This is a genomic window from Sagittula sp. SSi028, from assembly GCF_048553715.1.
GTDB lineage: Bacteria > Pseudomonadota > Alphaproteobacteria > Rhodobacterales > Rhodobacteraceae > Sagittula.
This window is the reverse complement of sequence record NZ_JBLZNC010000002.1, coordinates 53,749-72,061: the sequence shown is the minus strand read 5'-3', so window position 1 is coordinate 72,061 and position 18,313 is coordinate 53,749. Positions and strand designations below refer to the sequence as shown.

19 protein-coding genes are annotated in these 18,313 nt (G+C 63.5%); 13 read left to right on the top strand and 6 right to left on the bottom strand.

What is annotated here, in order from left to right; genetic code table 11:
* Positions 1-132: 132 nt before the first annotated feature.
* Positions 133-615 (top strand): hypothetical protein, encoded by a 483-nt coding sequence (locus ACN5AZ_RS03790; RefSeq protein WP_419427526.1) that lies wholly within the window; start codon positions 133-135, stop codon positions 613-615.
* Positions 616-768: 153 nt separating this feature from the next.
* On the opposite strand, the gene tkt is transcribed toward ACN5AZ_RS03790, so the two are convergent.
* On the bottom strand, positions 769-2,784 hold the full coding sequence (gene tkt / locus ACN5AZ_RS03785) for a transketolase (RefSeq protein WP_419427525.1): 2,016 nt from the start codon (positions 2,782-2,784) through the stop codon (positions 769-771).
* Between the two features lie 247 nt (positions 2,785-3,031).
* Between tkt and ACN5AZ_RS03780 the strand changes: the two genes are divergently transcribed.
* Together ACN5AZ_RS03780 and ACN5AZ_RS03775 are read left to right on the top strand one after the other, a co-directional pair.
* Positions 3,032-3,880, top strand: coding sequence for a hypothetical protein (locus ACN5AZ_RS03780; RefSeq protein WP_419427524.1), 849 nt, complete (start codon positions 3,032-3,034; stop codon positions 3,878-3,880).
* Positions 3,877-4,278, top strand: coding sequence for a cell division protein ZapA (locus tag ACN5AZ_RS03775; protein WP_419427523.1), 402 nt, complete (start codon positions 3,877-3,879; stop codon positions 4,276-4,278). The genes ACN5AZ_RS03780 and ACN5AZ_RS03775 overlap by 4 nt, the downstream gene beginning before the upstream one ends.
* Before the next feature lie 136 nt (positions 4,279-4,414).
* On the opposite strand, the gene grxD is transcribed toward ACN5AZ_RS03775, so the two are convergent.
* From grxD to xth, 4 genes are all read right to left on the bottom strand, one after another.
* Positions 4,415-4,777 (bottom strand): Grx4 family monothiol glutaredoxin, encoded by a 363-nt coding sequence (gene grxD, locus ACN5AZ_RS03770; RefSeq protein WP_419427522.1) that lies wholly within the window; start codon positions 4,775-4,777, stop codon positions 4,415-4,417.
* Complete coding sequence (locus ACN5AZ_RS03765; RefSeq protein WP_419427521.1) at positions 4,770-4,907, bottom strand: hypothetical protein; 138 nt, start codon at positions 4,905-4,907, stop codon at positions 4,770-4,772. The genes grxD and ACN5AZ_RS03765 overlap by 8 nt, the downstream gene beginning before the upstream one ends.
* Before the next feature lie 14 nt (positions 4,908-4,921).
* Positions 4,922-5,158 carry a BolA/IbaG family iron-sulfur metabolism protein gene (locus ACN5AZ_RS03760; RefSeq protein ID WP_419427520.1) on the bottom strand — a complete coding sequence of 79 codons (237 nt, stop codon included), beginning with the start codon at positions 5,156-5,158 and terminating at the stop codon, positions 4,922-4,924.
* 73 nt (positions 5,159-5,231) lie between these two features.
* Positions 5,232-6,041, bottom strand: a complete 810-nt coding sequence (xth, locus tag ACN5AZ_RS03755) for an exodeoxyribonuclease III (RefSeq protein ID WP_419427519.1) — start codon at positions 6,039-6,041, stop codon at positions 5,232-5,234.
* A 475-nt stretch (positions 6,042-6,516) separates the two neighbouring features.
* On the opposite strand from xth, the gene ACN5AZ_RS03750 reads away from it, so the two are divergent.
* The 3 genes from ACN5AZ_RS03750 (at position 6,517) to ACN5AZ_RS03740 (ending at position 9,073) form a co-directional block, all read left to right on the top strand.
* Positions 6,517-7,056 (top strand): hypothetical protein, encoded by a 540-nt coding sequence (locus tag ACN5AZ_RS03750; protein WP_419427518.1) that lies wholly within the window; start codon positions 6,517-6,519, stop codon positions 7,054-7,056.
* Between the two features lie 65 nt (positions 7,057-7,121).
* A complete protein-coding gene (locus ACN5AZ_RS03745; protein ID WP_419427517.1) occupies positions 7,122-8,180 on the top strand; it encodes a DUF6902 family protein in 1,059 nt (352 codons plus the stop codon).
* Positions 8,177-9,073, top strand: coding sequence for a DMT family transporter (locus ACN5AZ_RS03740; RefSeq protein ID WP_419427516.1), 897 nt, complete (start codon positions 8,177-8,179; stop codon positions 9,071-9,073). Before ACN5AZ_RS03745 ends, ACN5AZ_RS03740 begins: the two co-directional genes overlap by 4 nt.
* Positions 9,074-9,145: 72 nt before the next feature.
* On the opposite strand, the gene ACN5AZ_RS03735 is transcribed toward ACN5AZ_RS03740, so the two are convergent.
* A complete protein-coding gene (locus ACN5AZ_RS03735) occupies positions 9,146-9,469 on the bottom strand; it encodes a HesB/IscA family protein (RefSeq protein ID WP_419427515.1) in 324 nt (107 codons plus the stop codon).
* Between the two features lie 136 nt (positions 9,470-9,605).
* Here ACN5AZ_RS03735 and ACN5AZ_RS03730 point away from each other — a divergent pair, with 136 nt between their 5' ends.
* The 7 genes from ACN5AZ_RS03730 to scpB all read left to right on the top strand — a co-directional run bounded on the left by ACN5AZ_RS03730 (position 9,606) and on the right by scpB (position 18,177).
* Positions 9,606-10,790, top strand: a complete 1,185-nt coding sequence (locus ACN5AZ_RS03730) for a deoxyguanosinetriphosphate triphosphohydrolase (RefSeq protein WP_419427514.1) — start codon at positions 9,606-9,608, stop codon at positions 10,788-10,790.
* 150 nt (positions 10,791-10,940) lie between these two features.
* Positions 10,941-12,851 carry a cation:proton antiporter gene (locus ACN5AZ_RS03725; RefSeq protein WP_419427513.1) on the top strand — a complete coding sequence of 637 codons (1,911 nt, stop codon included), beginning with the start codon at positions 10,941-10,943 and terminating at the stop codon, positions 12,849-12,851.
* 50 nt (positions 12,852-12,901) lie between these two features.
* Positions 12,902-14,647, top strand: a complete 1,746-nt coding sequence (argS, locus tag ACN5AZ_RS03720; protein ID WP_419427512.1) for an arginine--tRNA ligase — start codon at positions 12,902-12,904, stop codon at positions 14,645-14,647.
* Positions 14,648-14,728: 81 nt separating this feature from the next.
* Positions 14,729-15,736: an SPOR domain-containing protein gene (locus ACN5AZ_RS03715; RefSeq protein WP_419427511.1), complete on the top strand. Its 1,008-nt coding sequence runs from the start codon at positions 14,729-14,731 to the stop codon at positions 15,734-15,736.
* The gene (locus ACN5AZ_RS03710) at positions 15,733-16,713 is read left to right on the top strand and encodes a glycoside hydrolase family 3 N-terminal domain-containing protein (RefSeq protein ID WP_419427510.1); all 981 of its coding nucleotides are present in this window, start codon (positions 15,733-15,735) and stop codon (positions 16,711-16,713) included. Before ACN5AZ_RS03715 ends, ACN5AZ_RS03710 begins: the two co-directional genes overlap by 4 nt.
* A 25-nt stretch (positions 16,714-16,738) precedes the next feature.
* Positions 16,739-17,530, top strand: a complete 792-nt coding sequence (locus ACN5AZ_RS03705) for a segregation and condensation protein A (RefSeq protein WP_419427509.1) — start codon at positions 16,739-16,741, stop codon at positions 17,528-17,530.
* Positions 17,527-18,177, top strand: a complete 651-nt coding sequence (scpB, locus tag ACN5AZ_RS03700) for an SMC-Scp complex subunit ScpB (RefSeq protein WP_419427508.1) — start codon at positions 17,527-17,529, stop codon at positions 18,175-18,177. The genes ACN5AZ_RS03705 and scpB overlap by 4 nt, the downstream gene beginning before the upstream one ends.
* Positions 18,178-18,313 lie beyond the last annotated feature (136 nt).

Sequence of the window (18,313 nt, the reverse complement as noted above, 5' to 3'; positions counted from 1 at the left end):
TGGCCGCTTGGCGTCCGAAGTGTTTTTGGGGGCGCGCGTTTCACGAATGTCCAATTAAGTTATGGTAAGTTGGTGCTTTAAGTGACCATCTAACGCGAGTTGAAATAGCCAGTAGCGTAGGGGACGAAGTGCATGAATTCGGAGATTAAATCGCTCAGACGTCTCAATGAAGGCCAATATGCGAGTATTGGCCGAACAGTGAGTTTGCTAACCGCCATCGAATACGAGTTGTTCCGCACTATATCGGCGGTGCCTAGTGTTACAGAAAATGAAATGACCAATGCGGCTCGCGGCACTTTTGATCAGCGCAAAAAGATGCTTCGTGATAAACTGAAAAATGATGTGGGCATCAACTCAGACTGTTTCACCAACACCCTCTCGAAGCTGGATTTTGCTTCAGAGCTGAGAGGCCAGTTTGCACATGGACTTTGGGTTACTGAGGAGGGGCTGTTAGTTTGTAAGTTCATCAAGAGGCACACTCGCGATGACGGGAGCAAACACGGGGCTTTGCAAAGGGTACAAATGTCGCCTGAGAAATTCGAATGTATCCAAAGAAACCTCGAATACATCTTGGTGGAATTGGATGTGATTCAAGAACTTTTGGGTGAAAACTAAAATCTAAGATCAGTTAGAGGCCATTGGAGAGACCGCAGCCAATTGCCGCTTTGTCCCCATAGGCGACCCATATGATTATATCTGTTTGCCTGAGGATAAGCCCCACCGACGGTGTGTCGGCGGGGCTTTCTTTGTACTGTGCAAGGGCTGCGTTTAGAGCAGGCCCTTGGCCGCTGCGACGACCGCGTCGGAGGTGATGCCGAATTTCTCGAACAGGACCTCTGCCGGGGCGGAGGCGCCGAAGCCGGGCATGCCGACGAAGGCGCCCTTGTCACGCTTGCCACGCTCCGAGAACAGCCACTTGTCCCAGCCGAACTGCACCGCGGCCTCGACCGCGACGCGCACGGGACCGGCGGGCAGAACCTTGCGGCGGTAGGCCTCGTCTTGTTGTTCGAACAGCTCGATGCAGGGCATGGAGACGACACGGGTGCCGATGCCCTCGGCCTGCAGCGCCTCGCGCGCTTTGAGCGCCAGTTCGACCTCGGAACCGGTGGCCATCAGGATGACCTGACGCTTGCCCGCGGCCTCGGCCAGCACGTAGGCGCCTTTTTCCGACAGGTTGGCGGTCTTGTGCTCGGTCCGCACGGTGGGTAGGCCCTGACGGGTCAGCGACAGCACCGACGGGGTGTCCGTCTGTTTCAGCGCAATTTCCCAGGCCTCGGCGGTTTCCACCGCGTCCGCCGGACGGAACACCAGCGTGTTGGGCGTCGCCCGCGAGATGGCGAGGTGTTCGACCGGCTGGTGGGTCGGGCCGTCTTCGCCCAGACCGATGCTGTCATGGGTCATGACGAAGACCGTCGGCACCTTCATCAGCGCGGCGAGACGCATGGAGGGGCGGGCATAGTCGGTAAAGGCCATGAAGGTGCCGCCGTAGGGACGCAGACCGCCGTGGAGCGCGATGCCGTTCATCGCGGCGGCCATGCCGTGCTCGCGGATGCCCCAGTAGACGTAGCGGCCCTTGCGGCTGCCCACGTCAAAGACGCCCATGTCGCCGGTCAGCGTGTTGTTGGAGCCGGTGAGGTCCGCCGAGCCGCCGATGGTTTCGGGCATGATCGGGTTGATGACTTCGAGCGCCATTTCCGACGCCTTGCGGGTCGCGACCTTGGGGGCGGTTTCCGAGATCTGCTTTTTCAGCGCCTTGACGGTGGCCGAGAGCTTTTTCGGGGCTTCGCCGTTCATCACGCGGGCGAATTCCTTTTGGCGGCTCTCGGACATCCCTGCGAGGCGGGCTTCCCATTCAGAGCGGTCTGCAGCACCTCGGGTGCCGATCTCTTCCCACCAGGATTTGACGTCTGCGGGGACTTCGAACGGGCCGGTGGTCCAGCCCCATGCGTCCTTGGCGGCGGTGTTCTGCTCGGCGTTGGTGAGCGCGCCGTGCCCTTTGGAGGTGTCCTGCGCTGCGTGGCCCAATGCGATGTGGGTCTTGCAGGCGATCATCGAGGGCTTGCCGGCCTTTTTGGCGGCGGTGATGGCGGCGTCGATGGCCTCGGCGTCGTGGCCGTCGATTTCCTGCACGTGCCAGCCTGCGGATTTGAAGCGCGTGATCTGGTCGGTTTTGTCGGACAGGGACACCTTGCCGTCGATGGTGATGTCGTTGTTGTCCCAGAAGACGATCAGCTTGGAGAGCTCGTGACGGCCTGCGATGGCGATGGCTTCTTGACTGACACCTTCCATCAGGCAGCCGTCACCGGCGATGACATAGGTGTGGTGGTCGACCAGTTTCTTGCCGAAGCGCGCGCGCAGCATTTCCTCGGCCATGGCGAAGCCTACGGAGTTGGAGATGCCCTGACCCAGCGGGCCGGTGGTGGTCTCAACGGCCTTGAGCAGGAAGTTTTCCGGGTGACCGGCGGTCTTCGCGCCCAGCTGGCGGAAGTTCTTGATCTCGTCGAGCGTGACCTCGGGGTCGCCGCAGAGGTAGAGCAGCGAATAGATCAGCATGGAGCCGTGGCCGGCGGACAGGATGAACCGGTCGCGGTCATGCCACTGCGGGTTTTTCGCGTCGAATTTCAGGTGCTTGCCGAACAGGACGGTGGCAACATCGGCCATGCCGATGGGCATGCCGGTGTGGCCGGAGTTGGCGTTGGCCACGGCGTCCAGCGCCAGCGCGCGGATGGCGGTCGCGCGCATCCAGTGATCGGGGTTGCGGGTGCGAAGCTCTTGGATGTCCACCGGTCGTGTTCCTTGAATTGCGACGTTTCCGGCTGAGTAACACCAAATGGACGAAAGGCAAGGTTTGCGCATTAAAACGGCACGGAACAGGGTGAAAGCCGCCGAGTAAGGCCTTGGATCGGCTAAGGTTCAAGGGGGGCAGCATTTCCCGAGCCCAGTTGATAGACTTACCACAAAAGGGCCGGGGGTTGATTCGGAATGGAATCAGTTGTGTAAAGGCCGAAACGTTACGGGGGCGAGAGGGCAGATGACCCAGATCGACGAATTGCAGGCGCGGATCACACGTGCGCTGGACCGGATCGGACAGGGCCTTGAGGCGTATGAACCCGGTCCGGGTGGCGCAGAGCTGAGCGCGCTGCAGGACAAGCTGGCCGAGAGCGAGCGTGCTTTGGCGGCGACGACCGAGGCGGCAGCGCAACAGGCCGACAAGGCAGAGGAAGCGCTGGAAGCCGCGCGTCTGGCGCAAGAGAGCGCCGTCGCCGACGCGGTTGAGGCGGCCAAGGCAGACCAAGAGGCGGCGATAGCGGCGGCTGTCGAAGAGGCGGTCGCCCGCGAGGCAGAGATGCACGAGGCGGCACTGGCAGCGGTGCGCGCGGAGGCGGAGGCCGCGATTGCTGCCGCCGCTGAGGCCGCGCAGGCCAATGACAGCGGCGTGTCCAGCGCCGACTGGGCCCGCGTCGAGGATGAGCTGCGTCTGGTGCGCGAGGCGCTGGAGGACGAAAAGCTGGCCAATGCGCAGCTGACCGAACGGATGCGCCATCTCAAGGAGCGGATGGTGTCCGGCGGGGCTGCGGCTGCGGCTGAGGCGGCGCCTGCGGCAGAGGCACCGGACCGCGATACGCTACAGGCGTTGGATGCAGAGGTGCAGCGCCTGCGAGCGGCCAATGCCCAGCTTGCCGAAAGCAACACCGCCCTGCGCGAGGCCAACGCCATGGGCGTAGGTGACACGCAGTTGATCAACAAGGCACTGGCCGCCGAGCTGGAAGCCATGCGCGCCAGCCGCGCGCTGGAGATCGCCGAGGCAGAGGCGCTGGTCGCCACACTGGAGCCGCTGCTGGCCGAGGCCGCAGATGCCACCGAGGAGACAAGCGCATGAGCCAGATCGAAGTCAGCATTCACATTGGTGGCCGCACCTTCGAGGTGGCCTGTCAGGAAGGCGAACAGCCGTTTTTGCAATCCGCAGCGGCGTTGCTGGACGCAGAGGCGCAGGTGCTGGTCGAGCAGATCGGACGTCTGCCCGAGCCGCGCATGCTGTTGATGGCTGGGCTGATGTTGGCGGATAAAACCGCAGGTCTTGAGGAAAAGCTGGGCGCGTCAGAGCAAAAGCTGGCCGCTGTGCAGGCGGAGCTGGAGGCGCTGAAAAACGCCCCCGCGCCAGAGCCGGAAAAGGTCGAGGTGCCGGTGATCCCCGCCAGTGTGCAGGACGCGCTTGCAGAGATCGCCGCGCGCACCGAGGCGCTGGCCGAGACGGTGGACGAAAAGCTCGCAGGCTGAGGCGGGCAGGGCGGTCGCCCGCATGTGAGAAAACGGGGGGCTTCGGCCCCCTTTTTTGCATCCAGTTCACATCAGGGCATGAAAAAGGGCGGGGAATATCCCCGCCCTACGGTGTGTTGCGCGTGCCGACGCGTGGTCAGCCGTTGGCTTCGCGGATCTTGTCAGCGGCTTCTTTGTTGAAGTCGACGCCGTTCTCGGCCAGCAGCGTGTCGAGCTCGCCCGACAGGGTCATCTCTGTGATGATGTCACAGCCGCCCACAAATTCGCCTTTGACGTAGAGCTGGGGGATGGTGGGCCAGTCGGAGTAGTCCTTGATCCCCTGACGGATGGCATCATCGGCCAGCACGTTCACGTCCTGATAGTCGATGCCCATGTAGTTGAGCACACCGGCCACACGCTGGGAGAAGCCGCATTGCGGCATCTGTTTGGTGCCCTTCATGAAAAGCACGACGTCGAAGGCCTTGACCGTTTCGTCGATCTGAGTGTTTGCGTCAGTCATCTGTTTCCTCCTGCGCCTGCCGCCGTTTGCGGTCCTGGCGAATGTAGGGTTGCAGGGCGCCCCAGGTGATCACAACCACCAAGGCGATGGCGCCAAAGAATGGCCAGCTGTCAGCGAGAAACGCGCCCATATCGGTGTCTTTCTTCAGTCGGGGGCTTTGGTGGTCAGCGCCAGCGCATGCAATTCCGCGTCGGCGCCGTCCATCTTGCCCTTGAGCGCGGCGTAGACCATGCGCTGCTGCTGCACACGGTTCTTGCCACGAAAGCTTTCGTCGATGACCATGGCGGACATATGCACGCCATCATCCCCCGAGACGGCGATTTCGGCGTCGGGAAAGGACTGGCGCAGCAGTGCTTCGAGGTCCGGTGCGTGGATCGGCATATAAATGTCCCTGTGTTGGTGTCTTATGGGGAAATTAGTGTGTCAGGGCGGGGGCTGCAAGGCGACAGCGCGATCACAGGTCGAGGTCGAGCCAGACAGGCACGTGATCGGACGGTTTGTCCATGGCGCGCACGTCCTTTTCGATCCAGCAGTCGCGCATCAGATCGGCGCATTGCGGGGTCAGCAAGAAGTGGTCGATGCGGATGCCGTCGTTGCGGTTCCACGCGCCTGCCTGATAATCCCAGAACGAATAGTGGCCCGGCCCTTGGATGCGGGCGCGGAAGGCTTCGGTCCAGCCGTCGTTGAGAATGCGGCGGAAGGCCTGACGCGATTGCGGCAGATAGAGCGCATCGCGGGTCCATGCCTCGGGGCGGGCGGCGTCCTCTGCCTGCGGGATGATGTTGTAGTCGCCGCCCATCAGCGCGGGCATCTCCTGCGCCATCAGATCGCGGGCGCGCGCATGCAGCCGGTCCATCCAGTCGAGCTTGTAGTCGTATTTGCCCTCGCGCAGCGGCTGGCCCGCGTCGTCAAAGGTGACGGGGTTGCCGTTGGGCAGATAAAGGCCGCAGAGCCGCACCGCGCTGTGATCGCCGGTCACCGTGGCCTCGATCCAGCGGGCCTGTTCGTCGCTGTCATCGCCGGGCAGGCCGCGTGCGATGTCCTCGATGGGGAATTTGGACAGGATGGCAACGCCGTTGAACCCTTTTTGTCCGTGGGTTTCCACGTTATAGCCCAGATCCTCGATGGGCTGGCGGGGAAAGGCCTCGTCCACGGATTTGATTTCCTGACAAAGCACCACGTCAGGCTGTGCGGATTCGAGCCATTTGGTCAGTGTTTCGAGGCGGGCTTTGATGCCGTTGATGTTGAATGTGACGATTCTCATGGGCGGCCTCTTTGGTCTGCGACGGCGTTTGGCGGCAAGGCAGACCGCTTTCCGGGCGCGAGGTCAAGCGGCAGGGCGTCACAGGCGGCACGGGGCGTGAATTTCCCGTTATCCGTGTGATGTGATGTCACGTCAGGAAGATAGTGATTTGTGTCGGGTCCGGTTTTAATTTAACACAAATCCGAACAGCGACTGACACGGTCGTGTTAGCGCAGATTATCACACAGAATCAGAGGCTTGGGCTTTGCAAGGCTGCAAAGTGACAGTTGGCTGCAAATTCTGTGGTTATCCCCAGAAAATCGACATCGGTGGACAAGTCGTATTCCCTCGCCCTGCGGGAGAATTCGCTATGGCATGGCCTGTGGATAAATCGGGTATTCATCAACCTTAACAAGAAATTACTTTTCGGTAAACAGGTTTTGCGGGCAGCGTGAAGGGGCAAACAGACAATGCAACCCTGACAAGGAGTTACCCCATGACCGCCATTCTCAAGACCGCGCAGATTGCCGCAGAATCAGCCCGCACCGAAGCCAGCGCCTTTGCCGGTGATTCGGTTGAAATGTTCACATCGTGGTCCGGCCCGGCCGCTGGCGACATGGACAACGGTGACGCGGTCGAGGCGTTCACATCCTGGTCCGGTCCCGCAGCGGGCGATCTGAACGACGGCTCGGCTGTCGAGATGTTCACCTCGTGGTCGGCCCCGATGGGCGGCGAAACCGTCCGTGGCGACAATGTCGAAGCGTTCACCTCCTGGTCGGGCCCTGCGGCGGGCGACAAGATCTCCGGTAACAATGTCGAGGCGTTCACCTCCTGGTCCGGCCCTGCGGCAGGCGACAAGATCTCCGGCGACAATGTCGAGGCGTTCACCTCTTGGTCCGGTCCTGCGGCGGGCGACAAGATATCAGGCGACAACGTCGAGGCATTCACCTCGTGGTCCGGCCCTGCGGCAGGCGACAAGATCTCCAGCGACAATGTCGAGGCGTTCACCTCTTGGTCGGCACCCGTAAAGGCCTGATCCACCACCATTCGTGAACCCGGGCGGGGCGAGAGGGCTCTGCCGCTTTGACCAAGGAGAAGACCGTGCAAAACGTCATCCACCTGACCGTCCCGTCCCGGATTGCGCCACTGGAGGCGCGGATCACCGCGCTTTTGGGCTGTTTCGCCGAACACCGTCGCAAGGGCGCGGATGTGTTCTGGCTGAAAGAAAACGCCGAACTGCTGAACATTCTGGAATGTACGGGGCAGACCGTTGCCCCTGCCGCGCTGCAAACGCATGCGGAATTCTATGATGGGGCGCAGGCGCGGCTGGAATTTTTCCCGCAATATTATCGATTTCTACTTTCGATTGTATTGGATCTTGAAGAGCTGGGCGATTTTGGTAATTCTTCACAACGAATGGTTGAGTTTGCCCGTGATAAAGGCCTTGCAGAGGCGGAACTGTCCGATCTGCAACGTGCCGAAGCCCGCCGCCTGATGATGCGCCGAGGGGTCGACCCTTTGCGTGATCCGGGGCTGGATGACCGGCTGCGCGGCTTTTGTGAACGCACTGCGACCTTTGCCCTGCCCAACAAAAAGGCCGCCTACGAGCTGACCCATATCGTCTACTACCTGTCGGAATATGGCCGCCGCGACCCCGAACTGGGGCCAAAGGCGCTGACCAGCCTGCATTTCGTCGGGCTGACGGCGCTGCTGGACCAGAACGCCGATCTGCTGGCCGAGGTCTGCATCGCGCTGGTCTATGCCGGGCAGGAGCCGCCGCAGGACTGGACCGACTGGCTGGAACGCGAGACGGCTGCCTTTGCGGTGGAGGCCGGCGATCATGTGGCGGTGAACGATGACTACCACGAGTTTTTGGTGCTGAACTGGCATCAGGCGGTGATTGGCGCGCCGCTGTTCCGCAAGCCGCTGGAACAGGGCCGGATGCGGTTCGACCGTGGTCTGCGCCCGCGCACCGCCCTGCGTGAGATCAGCGAAGCGATGCTGGCCATGGACCGTCGCAGCGGCGATTGGGACCAGATGCGGCGCGATATAGTGCCCGCGCTGTCGGAAACCTCGCTCGAGGTGCTGACCACGGCGTCACAAAGCAGCGCGCTGTTCGGGGCGTTCTTTGCGGGCTTTGCCCGGGCGGGCGCGGCATGAGGGGGCTGCGCGTCTCGACGGCCACTGTGGGCGCGGTGTTGGTGATCCTGTCGACGGGCATGATGGCCGCCGCCGACGGGATCGCGAAACTGTTCGCGGGTCAATACGCGGCGCCGCAACTGTTTGCGCTGTCCGCCGGATTGGTGGTGGCCTTTTCGGTCTTTGGCGCGCGGGCGTCGGGGGAGCGTCTGACAATCACGTCGCGCGGGCCGATGATCTGGCGCGCGGGGCTGACGGTTCTGGCGTCGGTGGCTTTCTACATGGCGTTCCGGCTGCTGCCCTTTGCGGATGTGTTCCTGTTTGTGGCGCTGATCCCGCTGATCGCGGCGGTGCTGTCGGGGCCGGTGTTGAACGAGGTGCCGCGCCCCAGCGCTTGGGCCGCCTTGGCCTTGGGCGCGGGCGGCGTGATCTGCATGCTGCCGGGCGGTGTGACGGGGCTTGCGGCGGGGCATCTGTGGGCCTTGGTCGCGGCGCTGTCGGGGACGGGGGCGTTGCTGGCGGCGCGGGTGATCGGGCTGCGCGAACGTGCTCCCATGGCGCAGGTGTTCTGGCCGAACCTTGCGCTGCTGGTGGTGATGGCCTGTGCGCTGCCCTTTGTCTGGCGACCCATGGGGCTGGTGGATGTGGTCTGGGTCGCCGTCTATGCGCTGGCGCTGTTTGGCGCGCGCTACGTGGTGGCGGAGGCGATGCGCCTGCTGCCCGCCTATGTGGCGACGCCGCTGATGAACCTGCAATTCGTCTGGATGGTCACCATCGGCTTTGTCTTCTTTGGCGAGGTGCCCGGGATTGGCACCGTGCTGGGGGCCGCGCTGGTGGTGGGCTCTGGTGGCTGGCTGGTGGTGGAGGATCACATCGGGCGGCTGCGCGCTGCACGGATGGTCCCGGCCGAGTGATTGTCGCACATGCGCAAGAAAAGGGCGCGTGATGCGCCCTTTTGGTCGTTTATCGATCGGATTTTGGAAAGCCTAGATCGAGAAAGATGTGCCGCAGCCGCAAGAGCTGGTGGCGTTCGGGTTCTCGATGGTAAAGCGCGCGCCGATCAGCTCGTCTGCGAAATCGATCACCGCACCGGCCAGAAACGGCAGCGAGACCGGGTCGACCACAACTTGTTCGGCGCCCTCGGCGATGACCAGATCGTCCTGCGCTGCGTCGTCAAGCTTGATGTCGTATTGAAAGCCGGAACATCCGCCGCCTTCGACCGCAACGCGCAGGGCTTTGCCCTGATCGGCGGCACCGATTTCAGCAAGTCGTTCAAAGGCGCGGGGGGTCACGGTGGGGGGCAGGTTCATCGGCTGATCCTTTCTGTCGGACTCAGTATGTAGGAAATTGCACGCCCCGCAACAAGGCTTTGCGCGGCTATGGTTGTTTCCTGCCTGCCAGACAGGTACAGGTGCCGCAACGGCCATCAGCGTAAGGCACTTCCGTATGACCGAACCATTCGCCTGCACCCCGCAGCAGTCACGCGGGCGGCTTTACCGCGAAGACGAAAGCGCGCACCGCTCTTGCTATCAGCGTGACCGCGACCGCATCATCCATTCCAGCGCGTTCCGGCGGCTGAAGCACAAGACGCAGGTCTTCGTCGAACACGAGGGCGATTTCTACCGCACGCGGCTGACCCATTCTATCGAGGTGGCGCAGGTCGCGCGGACCTTGGCCAATACGCTGGGGCTGGATGTGGATCTGGCCGAGGCGGTGGCGCTGGCGCATGATCTGGGCCACACGCCTTTTGGCCACACGGGCGAGGATGCGCTGGACGCGCTGATGACGCCCTATGGCGGGTTTGACCACAATGCGCAGACGCTGCGGATTGTGACTTCGCTTGAGCGGCATTATGCGGAATTCGACGGGCTGAACCTGACGTGGGACACGTTGGAGGGGATCGCCAAGCACAACGGGCCGGTCACCGGAGAGATCCCCTACGCGCTGTCCGAATACAACCGCAAGCATGATCTGGAGCTGCACACCCATGCCAGCGCCGAGGCGCAGGTGGCGGCGCTGTCGGACGATATTGCGTATAATAACCACGACTTACACGACGGTCTTCGCGCAGGTTTATTCTCGGAGGCGGAGATCCGCGAGCTGCCTATGGTCGGCCCGTCCTATGACGAGGTGGACCGCCTGTATCCCAACATCGACCCCTACCGGCGGCGGCACGAGGCGCTGCGGCGGGTGTTCGGGGTCATGGTCACCGATCTGATCGACACCTCCCGCACGCGGCTGGCTGACAGTGGTGCCACATCGGCGCAGGACATTCGTGATCTGGGGCGGCCCGTGATTGCCTTTTCCGACGAAGGCTTTGCCCAGTTGAAACAAATTCGCCATTTCCTGTTCACCCGCATGTATCGCGCCCCCAAGGTGATGGCGGTGCGGGAGCGGGTGACGCAGGCTTTGGAAGAGTTGTTCCCGATCTACATGGCTGATCCGGCGCTGCTGCCGCATCGGTGGCAAGGCGATGTGGCCCGCGCCGAAGGGCAGGCCGCATTGGCGCGTCTGGTGGCCGATTACATCGCCGGGATGACCGACCGCTTTGCCCTGCAGCATCACGGGCAGTTGACGGGGCGCGATATTCTGGACGGTCTGGACGAAGCCTCTGGCGTGCGCAGAGTCTAGATTTTTCAATACAATATGCGTCGATCTTGATGTGACGCTCTAGCCCCGGCGCGGCCCGTACGGCCCTGTCTGTCGCCGCATTTACCAATTTGCGTCGACGGAGCGGCTTGTCCGGTCTACGTTCCGTGGAACGATTTTTAGGAGAGTGACATGGCGACAGCGCAAACCGCAGCCGGAGTGCTGGATCCGGTGGTGGCCTTTGCCCTTGTAGGGGCGCTTGGCGTGGGCGGTCAGTGGTTGGCGTGGCGGCTGCGGCTGCCGGCGATCGTGCTGATGCTGGCGGCGGGTCTGATCGTGGGGCCTGTGCTGGGCTTGCTGGACCCGCAGGCGCAGTTTGGCGACATGCTGACGCCGATGATCGCCATCGCCGTGGCGATTATCCTGTTCGAGGGCGGTCTGACGCTGGATTTCCACAGCTTGAGCGACGCGGCCAAAGGGGTGCGGCGGCTGGTTGTGATCGGCGCGCCGCTTGGGTGGCTGGCCTCTGCCTGTGCGCTGCATTTTGTGGCGGGGCTCAGCTGGGCGTCGTCGGCGGTGTTTGGTGGCATCATGATCGTGACCGGCCCGACAGTGATCGCGCCGTTGTTGCGGCAGGCAAAACTGGCGCGGCGTCCGGCGGCGTTGCTCCAGTGGGAGGCCATCGTCAACGACCCTGTGGGCGCGCTGGCCGCCGTGCTGGCGTTCGAGGTCGTGGTGGTCGCGCAGACCGCCACCGGCGCAGGTCACGCGGTGCAGGAACTGTTGATCGGCATCGGCGTGGCCAGCGTTCTGGGCTTGGCTGCGGGGGCTGGCATCGCGCAATCCTTCAAGCGCGGCTTTGTGCCGGAGTACATGAAGGTTCCGGTGTTGTTTGTTGTTTTGCTTGGCGTTTTTGCGCTGTCCGATTCCGTTTTGCATGAAAGCGGGTTGTTGGCGGTGACGCTGATGGGGTTGTGGATCGCCAATGCGGGCCTGCCCAGCTTTACCGAGCTGTACCGCTTCAAGGAGCACGCCACCGTCCTGTTGGTGTCGGGCGTGTTTATCCTGCTGGCGGCGGGCATGTCGTTTGAGCGGCTTGCGGTGCTGGACTGGCGGGCCTTTGCCTTTGTGGCGGTGGTCATTCTGGTGGCGCGGCCCTTGCCGGTGCTGATCGCGCTGGCGCTGACCAACGTGCCGTGGAAAGAGCGTCTGTTGGTGGCCTTTACCGGACCGCGCGGCGTGGTGCTGGTGGCGGTGGCGGGGCTGTTTGGCGAACGGCTGGCCGGTCTGGGGATCTCGGACGGGGAACGGATCGCGCCGCTGGCCTTTGTGCTGGTGGCGGCGACGGTGGTCCTGCACGGCTTTACGCTGACACCTTTTGCGCGGCTGCTGGGGCTGAGCGCGGGCGAGAAACCCGGTGTGCTGATCCTTGGCGGCTCGCGCTGGTCGGTGGAACTGGCGGTGGCGTTGAAAAAGATGGAGCTGCCGGTGATGATCGCGGACACCAACCATGCGCGGCTGCGCAGTGCCCGCGAGGCCGGTGTGCCGGTGTTCTTTGGCGATATCCTGTCGGAGGCGGCAGAGGAGCGGGTGGAGCTGATGGCCTATGAAAAGCTGATCTGCGCCTCGGAGAACGATCCCTACAACACGCTGGTGGCCACCGACCTTGCGCCGGAACTGGGGCGCGACAACATCTTTCAGCTCAAACGGGTCAAGCAGACCTCGACCCGGCATGCTTTGCCTGCGACTTTGGGGGGCAAACCGCTGGCGCTGCACCAGACCTATATGGAGGCCAACGCCCAGATTGCCGGGGGGGATGAATTCCGCGTCTCCACTCTGTCCGAGGAATACCGGCTGGACGACTGGCGCGCCAAATTGCCAGAGGCGGTGGCCTTGGCCGAGCTTGGCCCCGGCGGGCGGCTGCGCTTTCTGGCCCCTGACGAGACCCCGCAGGACCGTGTCGGCATGAAAATCCTGTCGATCGGACCGGCGCGTCCCGAACGCAAAAGCGGCGAGGACGCCCGCGAGGCGCGCGAGGCCAAGATCGCCAGCCAGTCCAACGCAGGCACAACAGCGCCCACACCGCCTGCGCAGGACGGTTGAATCCGGCGCGGGGCGTGGTAGAGGGGGCATCAAGTTTTGGAGCCTGACCGATGAACCTCTTTGCCGATATCCGCGCGCTTGTCCTTGATGCGATTGCACAGCTGACCCGAGAGGGTGTTCTGCCCGAGGGGCTGAACACCGATCCGGTCACGACCGAGCCGCCGCGCGATCCGCTGCACGGCGATATGGCGACCAACGCCGCGATGGTGCTGGCCAAGCCCGCCAAGGCCAAGCCGCGCGATATCGCCGAAGCCTTGGCCGCCAAGCTGGCGGCCGACGACCGGATCGCCAGCGCCGATGTGGCGGGGCCAGGGTTCTTGAACCTGCGGCTGGAACAGACGGTCTGGCAAAAGCTGCCCGGCGCGATCCTGACGGCGGGCACGGAATATGGCCGGTCTGCCATGGGGCAGGGCGAGAAGGTCAACGTGGAATATGTCTCGGCCAACCCGACGGGGCCGATGCACGTGGGCCACGCCCGTGGCGCCATCGTGGGCGACGCGATGGCCGGTCTGCTGGCCTATGCAGGCTATGACGTGACGCGCGAATACTACATCAACGACGGTGGCGCGCAGGTCGATGTGCTGGCACGGTCTGTCTACCTGCGCTACCTTGAGGCGCACGGCCAAGAGGTGGAATTCGCCGATGGCACCTATCCCGGCGACTATCTGGTCCCCGTGGGTGAGGCGCTCAAGGCCAAGGTCGGCGATGCCTATGTCGGCGCTGATGAAAGCGTCTGGCTGGCGGATGTGCGGGTCTTCGCGACCGAGGCGATGATGGATCTGATCCGAGACGACCTTGCCGCGCTTGGTGTGCGGATGGATTACTTCTTTTCGGAAAAGTCGCTGTATGGCACGGGCCGCATCGAGGAGATCATCGACCGGCTCAAGGAGATGGGTCTGGTCTATTGGGGCACGCTGCCCAAGCCCAAGGGCAAGGCCGACGAGGATTGGGAAGAGCGTGAGCAGTGGCTGTTCAAGTCCACCGATTTCGGTGATGACGAGGACCGCCCCGTGGCCAAGGCAGATGGCTCATGGGCCTATTTCGCGCCGGATATCGCTTATCACTACGACAAGGTGCAGCGCGGTTATGACCTGCTGATCAACATCTTTGGTGCCGATCACGGCGGCTATGTCAAACGGCTTAAGGCCGTGGTCAAAGCGCTGTCCGAGGACCGTGTACCGCTGGACATCAAGCTGATCCAGCTTGTGAAGCTGTTCAAGAACGGCGAGCCGTTCAAGATGTCCAAGCGGGCAGGGACCTTTATCACCCTGCGTGATCTGGTGGACATGGTCGGGCCGGACGTGGCACGGTTCCACATGCTGACGCGGAAATCCGATGCGCCGCTGGATTTCGACTTTGACAAGGTGGTCGAGCAGTCCAAGGAAAACCCCGTCTTTTACGTGCAATACGCCCACGCGCGGATTTGCAGCGTGCTGCGCAAGGCCGTGGCCGAGCAGAATGTGGCGGTTGATGATGCCACGCTGGCGGCGCAAGACCTGTCGGGATTGAGCGATCCTGCCGAGCTGGCGCTTGTGGGCAAGCTGGCGGAATGGCCGCGTCTGGTGGAAATCGCTGCCCGCACGCACGAGCCGCACCGCATCGCCACCTACCTGTCCGAACTGGCCGCAGAGCTGCACGGTTTGTGGAACGCGGGCAACGACCGCCCCGAATTGCGTTTCATTCAGGCCACGCCTGAGGCCACACAGGCAAAAATCGCCCTTGCACGTGCCACGGCGGTTGTGATTTCGGCAGGTCTTGGTATTTTGGGCGTAACCCCGGTCGAGGAAATGCGCTGATATAAGGCGCGCCGCCGGGGCTTCGGAACGAGCAGAACCACCCTTTGGGCCTTGTGTCCAAAGGGGGAACACGAGGCAGAGATGGCGGATTACACCTATGATGGGGGGTATCAGGCCCCCGTGTCTTCAAGCGTTGGCAAAACCGCGTCGCTGACCAATATGGCGGGCGCGGTTGCATCGCTGGCCTTGGTCGTGGGCGTCGGTGTCTGGGGCTACGGTGTCATGTCACGCGACGTCAGTGGCGTGCCGGTGGTGCAGGCGATGGCAGGGCCGATGCGCGTGGCACCGGAAAACCCCGGCGGCACATTGGCAGACCACCAAGGGCTGGCGGTGAACGCAGTGGCCGGTCTGGGCGCGGCCGAAGGGCCGGCGGACCAGTTGCTGCTGGCGCCGGTGCCGGCGGGCCTTGCGGCCGAGGACGTGGCCGCCAACGCCATGGTGCCCATCGACGAGCCTGCACAGCAGCCGGTTGAGGTGTCGCTGACCAACGGCGCGACCGAGGCGGACCCGCTGGCCGAGGACAACCCCATTTTGGCACTGGCCGCGCAGATCGCCGCCGACAACGAACCGCTGTCCGATCTGCCGGAGCACACGCCCGCCGCAGACAGCCCCTTTGCCAATGCGCAGGACGTAAGCTCTGCCGGGGCGGATGCGCTGGTGGAAGAGATCACCGACACCCCCGAGATCACCGCCGATCTGGGGCCGGGCCTGCCGCGCTCGCTGCGGCCCAAGACACGGCCCTCGGGGCTGCAGCTTGCCTCGGTCGGGCAGGTGGATGCGACGGTGGTCGCTGCGGCGTCTTCGGCCACGCGCGAGATCGATCCGTCGAGCCTGCCTGCGGGGACCCGTCTGGTGCAGATCGGTGCCTTTGACAGTGCCGAGACCGCGCGCAGCGAATGGACGCGTCTGGAAACCCGCTTTGGTGATTTCCTTGATGGCAAAGGCCGCGTGATCCAGCAGGCGCAATCCGGTGGCCGGACGTTCTATCGTCTGCGTGCCGAAGGGTTCGTGGATCTGGCCGATGCGCGCCGCTTCTGCGCAGCCTTTGTGGCAGAGAAAGTCGACTGCATTCCGGTGGTCACACGATGAGCCGTTTCGGCGCGGCCATCTTTGGTTGCGCGGGCCTGCGTCTGAGCGCCGAGGAAAAGGCGCTGTTTGCGCAGGCGCGCCCCTTCGGGTTTATCCTGTTTGCCCGCAATCTGGACACTGCGGATCAGATCCGCGCCCTGTGTGACGAGATGCGCATGGCGGCAGGGCATGACGCGCCGGTGTTTATTGATCAGGAAGGTGGCCGCGTGCAGCGGCTGCGCGCGCCCCTGGCCCGCGAATTCCGCCCGCCTTTGGAGGATGCCGCGCTTGGGGCGCGCGCCTTTTGGCTGCGGGCGCGGCTGATCGCGTATGAGCTGCGCGCGCTGGGGATCGACGGCAATTGCATCCCCACGCTGGATGTGGCGCGCGACCAGACCCACGCCATTCTGCGCAACCGATGCTATGGCACGGATGCGGCAACCGTTGCCCTGCATGGGCGGGCGGTGGCTGACGGGCTGATGGCGGGGGGCGTCTTGCCGGTGATGAAGCACATGCCCGGTCACGGGCTGGGCACGCTGGACAGCCACAAGGACCTGCCGCGCGTGAATGCCGCCCCGGACGCGCTGGAGGCGGTGGATTTCGCCCCTTTCAAGGCGCTGAACGATCTGCCGCTGGGCATGTCCGCCCATCTGGTGTTCGAGGCGATCGACCCGCGTCCTGCGACGGTCTCGCCGGTGATGGTGGATGTGATCCGCAAGCTGATCGGGTTTGACGGGCTGCTGATGACCGATGACATCAGCATGGAGGCGCTGTCAGGCAGCGTGGCCGAACGCGGCGTCGCGGCACGGGCTGCGGGCTGTGATCTGGTGTTGCACTGCAACGGCGATCTGGCGGAGATGCAGTCCATCTGGGCCGACTGCGGGACCATGGACGGCGCGGCACAAACCCGCGCCGAGGCGGCGCTGGCCGCGCGTCAGGCACCAGACGATATTGACATCGCCGCGCTCAATGCGGAATTTGACCGCTTGATCGCCTGAACCTTGCCCGCATCGGGATGTGTTGATGTCTGACGAAGCCGAACCGCAACTGCCGTTGTCTGTCGCCGACCGCATGGCGGCGGAGGCTTTGGTGGTGGATGTGGACGGCTTTGAGGGGCCGCTGGATCTGTTGCTGAACATGGCGCGCACCCAGAAGGTCGATCTGCGCGCGATCAGTGTTCTGGCCCTGGCGCAGCAATATCTGGCCTTTGTGGAAAAGGCCAAGGCGCTGCGCATTGAGCTCGCGGCGGATTATCTGGTGATGGCGGCGTGGCTGGCGTTTCTGAAATCGCGGCTGTTGCTGCCCCCCGATCCCAGCGAAGATGGCCCCTCGGGCGAGGATCTGGCCGCGCATCTGGCCTATCAGCTGGAACGGCTTCAGGCCATGCGCGAGGCTGCGGCCAAGCTGATGGCGCGGGACCAGAAGGGGCGTGATTTCTTTGCCCGTGGCGTGCCAGAGGACATGCAGCCCACGCGCAAGGTGGTCTATACCGCAACACTGCTGGATCTGATGCAGGGCTATGCACGTATCCGCACCCGCGATGAATTCCGCCCCTTTGTGATGGACCGGGACAAGGTGTTCACCATGGAGCAGGCGTTGGAGCGGATGCGCGGCATGATCGGCTTTGCAGGCGCATGGACGGATATCGCGTCTTATCTGCCGGTGGGTTGGGGCGAGGATGACACCATGTGGCGCTCGGCCACGGCGGCGACCTTTGCGGCCTCGTTGCAACTGGTCAAAGAGGGGCATCTGGAAATCCGGCAAGAGGACACCTTTGCCCCGATCCAGCTGCGCAGAAAGGAAGAGCGCGAATGACAGACACGCCCCGTGACAGCCTGTTCGAGGCGCCGCCCATGGCGGAACAGGAACGCATGGTCGAGGCCATCTTGTTCGCCAGCGCAGAGCCGGTGACGGTCAAGGAGCTTGGCGACCGGATGCCGCATGGCTGCGATCCGGCAGAGGCGCTGGTCTATCTGCGCAAACGCTACGAAGGGCGGGGTGTGCAGGTGGTGCGTGTGGGCGATGCATGGGCCATTCGCACGGCCTCGGATCTTGGGTTTCTCATGAGCCGCGAGGTCACCGAGACGCGTAAGCTGTCGCGCGCGGCGGTCGAGACGCTGGCGATCATCGCCTATCACCAGCCGGTCACCCGCGCCGAGATCGAGGAAATTCGCGGCGTCGCGGTGTCGCGCGGCACGGTGGATCAACTGCTGGAGATGGACTGGATCCGCTTCGGGCGTCGGCGCATGACGCCGGGGCGGCCTGTGACCTTTGTGGTGACGCAGACCTTTCTGGACCACTTCGGGCTGGAAAGCGCGCGGGATCTGCCGGGGCTTGCGGATCTGCGCGCCGCCGGTCTGTTGGACAACCGTCCCTCGCCTTTGGGGGCGGTCGGGCGCGAGGACGAGGACCCCGATGCGGCAGAAGCAGGCGAGGGCCAGTCGGAATTGTTCGAGGACTAGGAACATTCCCCGAGATTTGCCAAAAAATCGGCATATTGTTGCGGGATACAGGCGCAAAGCCGGGGCGGGGTGGTTTCGACCACCCCGAGGCACCATATCAGAACCGGTGCGCATCCCGCGTGGCCAGTGACAGGAG

Coding starts and splice junctions, on each gene's coding strand:
- argS (WP_419427512.1), top strand. CDS start 12,902: ATGAACCTCTTTGCCGATATCCGCGCGCTTGTCCTTGATGCGATTGCA.
- ACN5AZ_RS03765 (WP_419427521.1), bottom strand. CDS start 4,907: ATGGGCGCGTTTCTCGCTGACAGCTGGCCATTCTTTGGCGCCATCGCC.
- ACN5AZ_RS03790 (WP_419427526.1), top strand. CDS start 133: ATGAATTCGGAGATTAAATCGCTCAGACGTCTCAATGAAGGCCAATAT.
- ACN5AZ_RS03710 (WP_419427510.1), top strand. CDS start 15,733: ATGAGCCGTTTCGGCGCGGCCATCTTTGGTTGCGCGGGCCTGCGTCTG.
- ACN5AZ_RS03715 (WP_419427511.1), top strand. CDS start 14,729: ATGGCGGATTACACCTATGATGGGGGGTATCAGGCCCCCGTGTCTTCA.
- ACN5AZ_RS03780 (WP_419427524.1), top strand. CDS start 3,032: ATGACCCAGATCGACGAATTGCAGGCGCGGATCACACGTGCGCTGGAC.
- ACN5AZ_RS03730 (WP_419427514.1), top strand. CDS start 9,606: ATGACCGAACCATTCGCCTGCACCCCGCAGCAGTCACGCGGGCGGCTT.
- xth (WP_419427519.1), bottom strand. CDS start 6,041: ATGAGAATCGTCACATTCAACATCAACGGCATCAAAGCCCGCCTCGAA.
- ACN5AZ_RS03760 (WP_419427520.1), bottom strand. CDS start 5,158: ATGCCGATCCACGCACCGGACCTCGAAGCACTGCTGCGCCAGTCCTTT.
- ACN5AZ_RS03775 (WP_419427523.1), top strand. CDS start 3,877: ATGAGCCAGATCGAAGTCAGCATTCACATTGGTGGCCGCACCTTCGAG.
- ACN5AZ_RS03735 (WP_419427515.1), bottom strand. CDS start 9,469: ATGAACCTGCCCCCCACCGTGACCCCCCGCGCCTTTGAACGACTTGCT.
- ACN5AZ_RS03725 (WP_419427513.1), top strand. CDS start 10,941: ATGGCGACAGCGCAAACCGCAGCCGGAGTGCTGGATCCGGTGGTGGCC.
- grxD (WP_419427522.1), bottom strand. CDS start 4,777: ATGACTGACGCAAACACTCAGATCGACGAAACGGTCAAGGCCTTCGAC.
- ACN5AZ_RS03750 (WP_419427518.1), top strand. CDS start 6,517: ATGACCGCCATTCTCAAGACCGCGCAGATTGCCGCAGAATCAGCCCGC.
- scpB (WP_419427508.1), top strand. CDS start 17,527: ATGACAGACACGCCCCGTGACAGCCTGTTCGAGGCGCCGCCCATGGCG.
- ACN5AZ_RS03705 (WP_419427509.1), top strand. CDS start 16,739: ATGTCTGACGAAGCCGAACCGCAACTGCCGTTGTCTGTCGCCGACCGC.
- ACN5AZ_RS03740 (WP_419427516.1), top strand. CDS start 8,177: ATGAGGGGGCTGCGCGTCTCGACGGCCACTGTGGGCGCGGTGTTGGTG.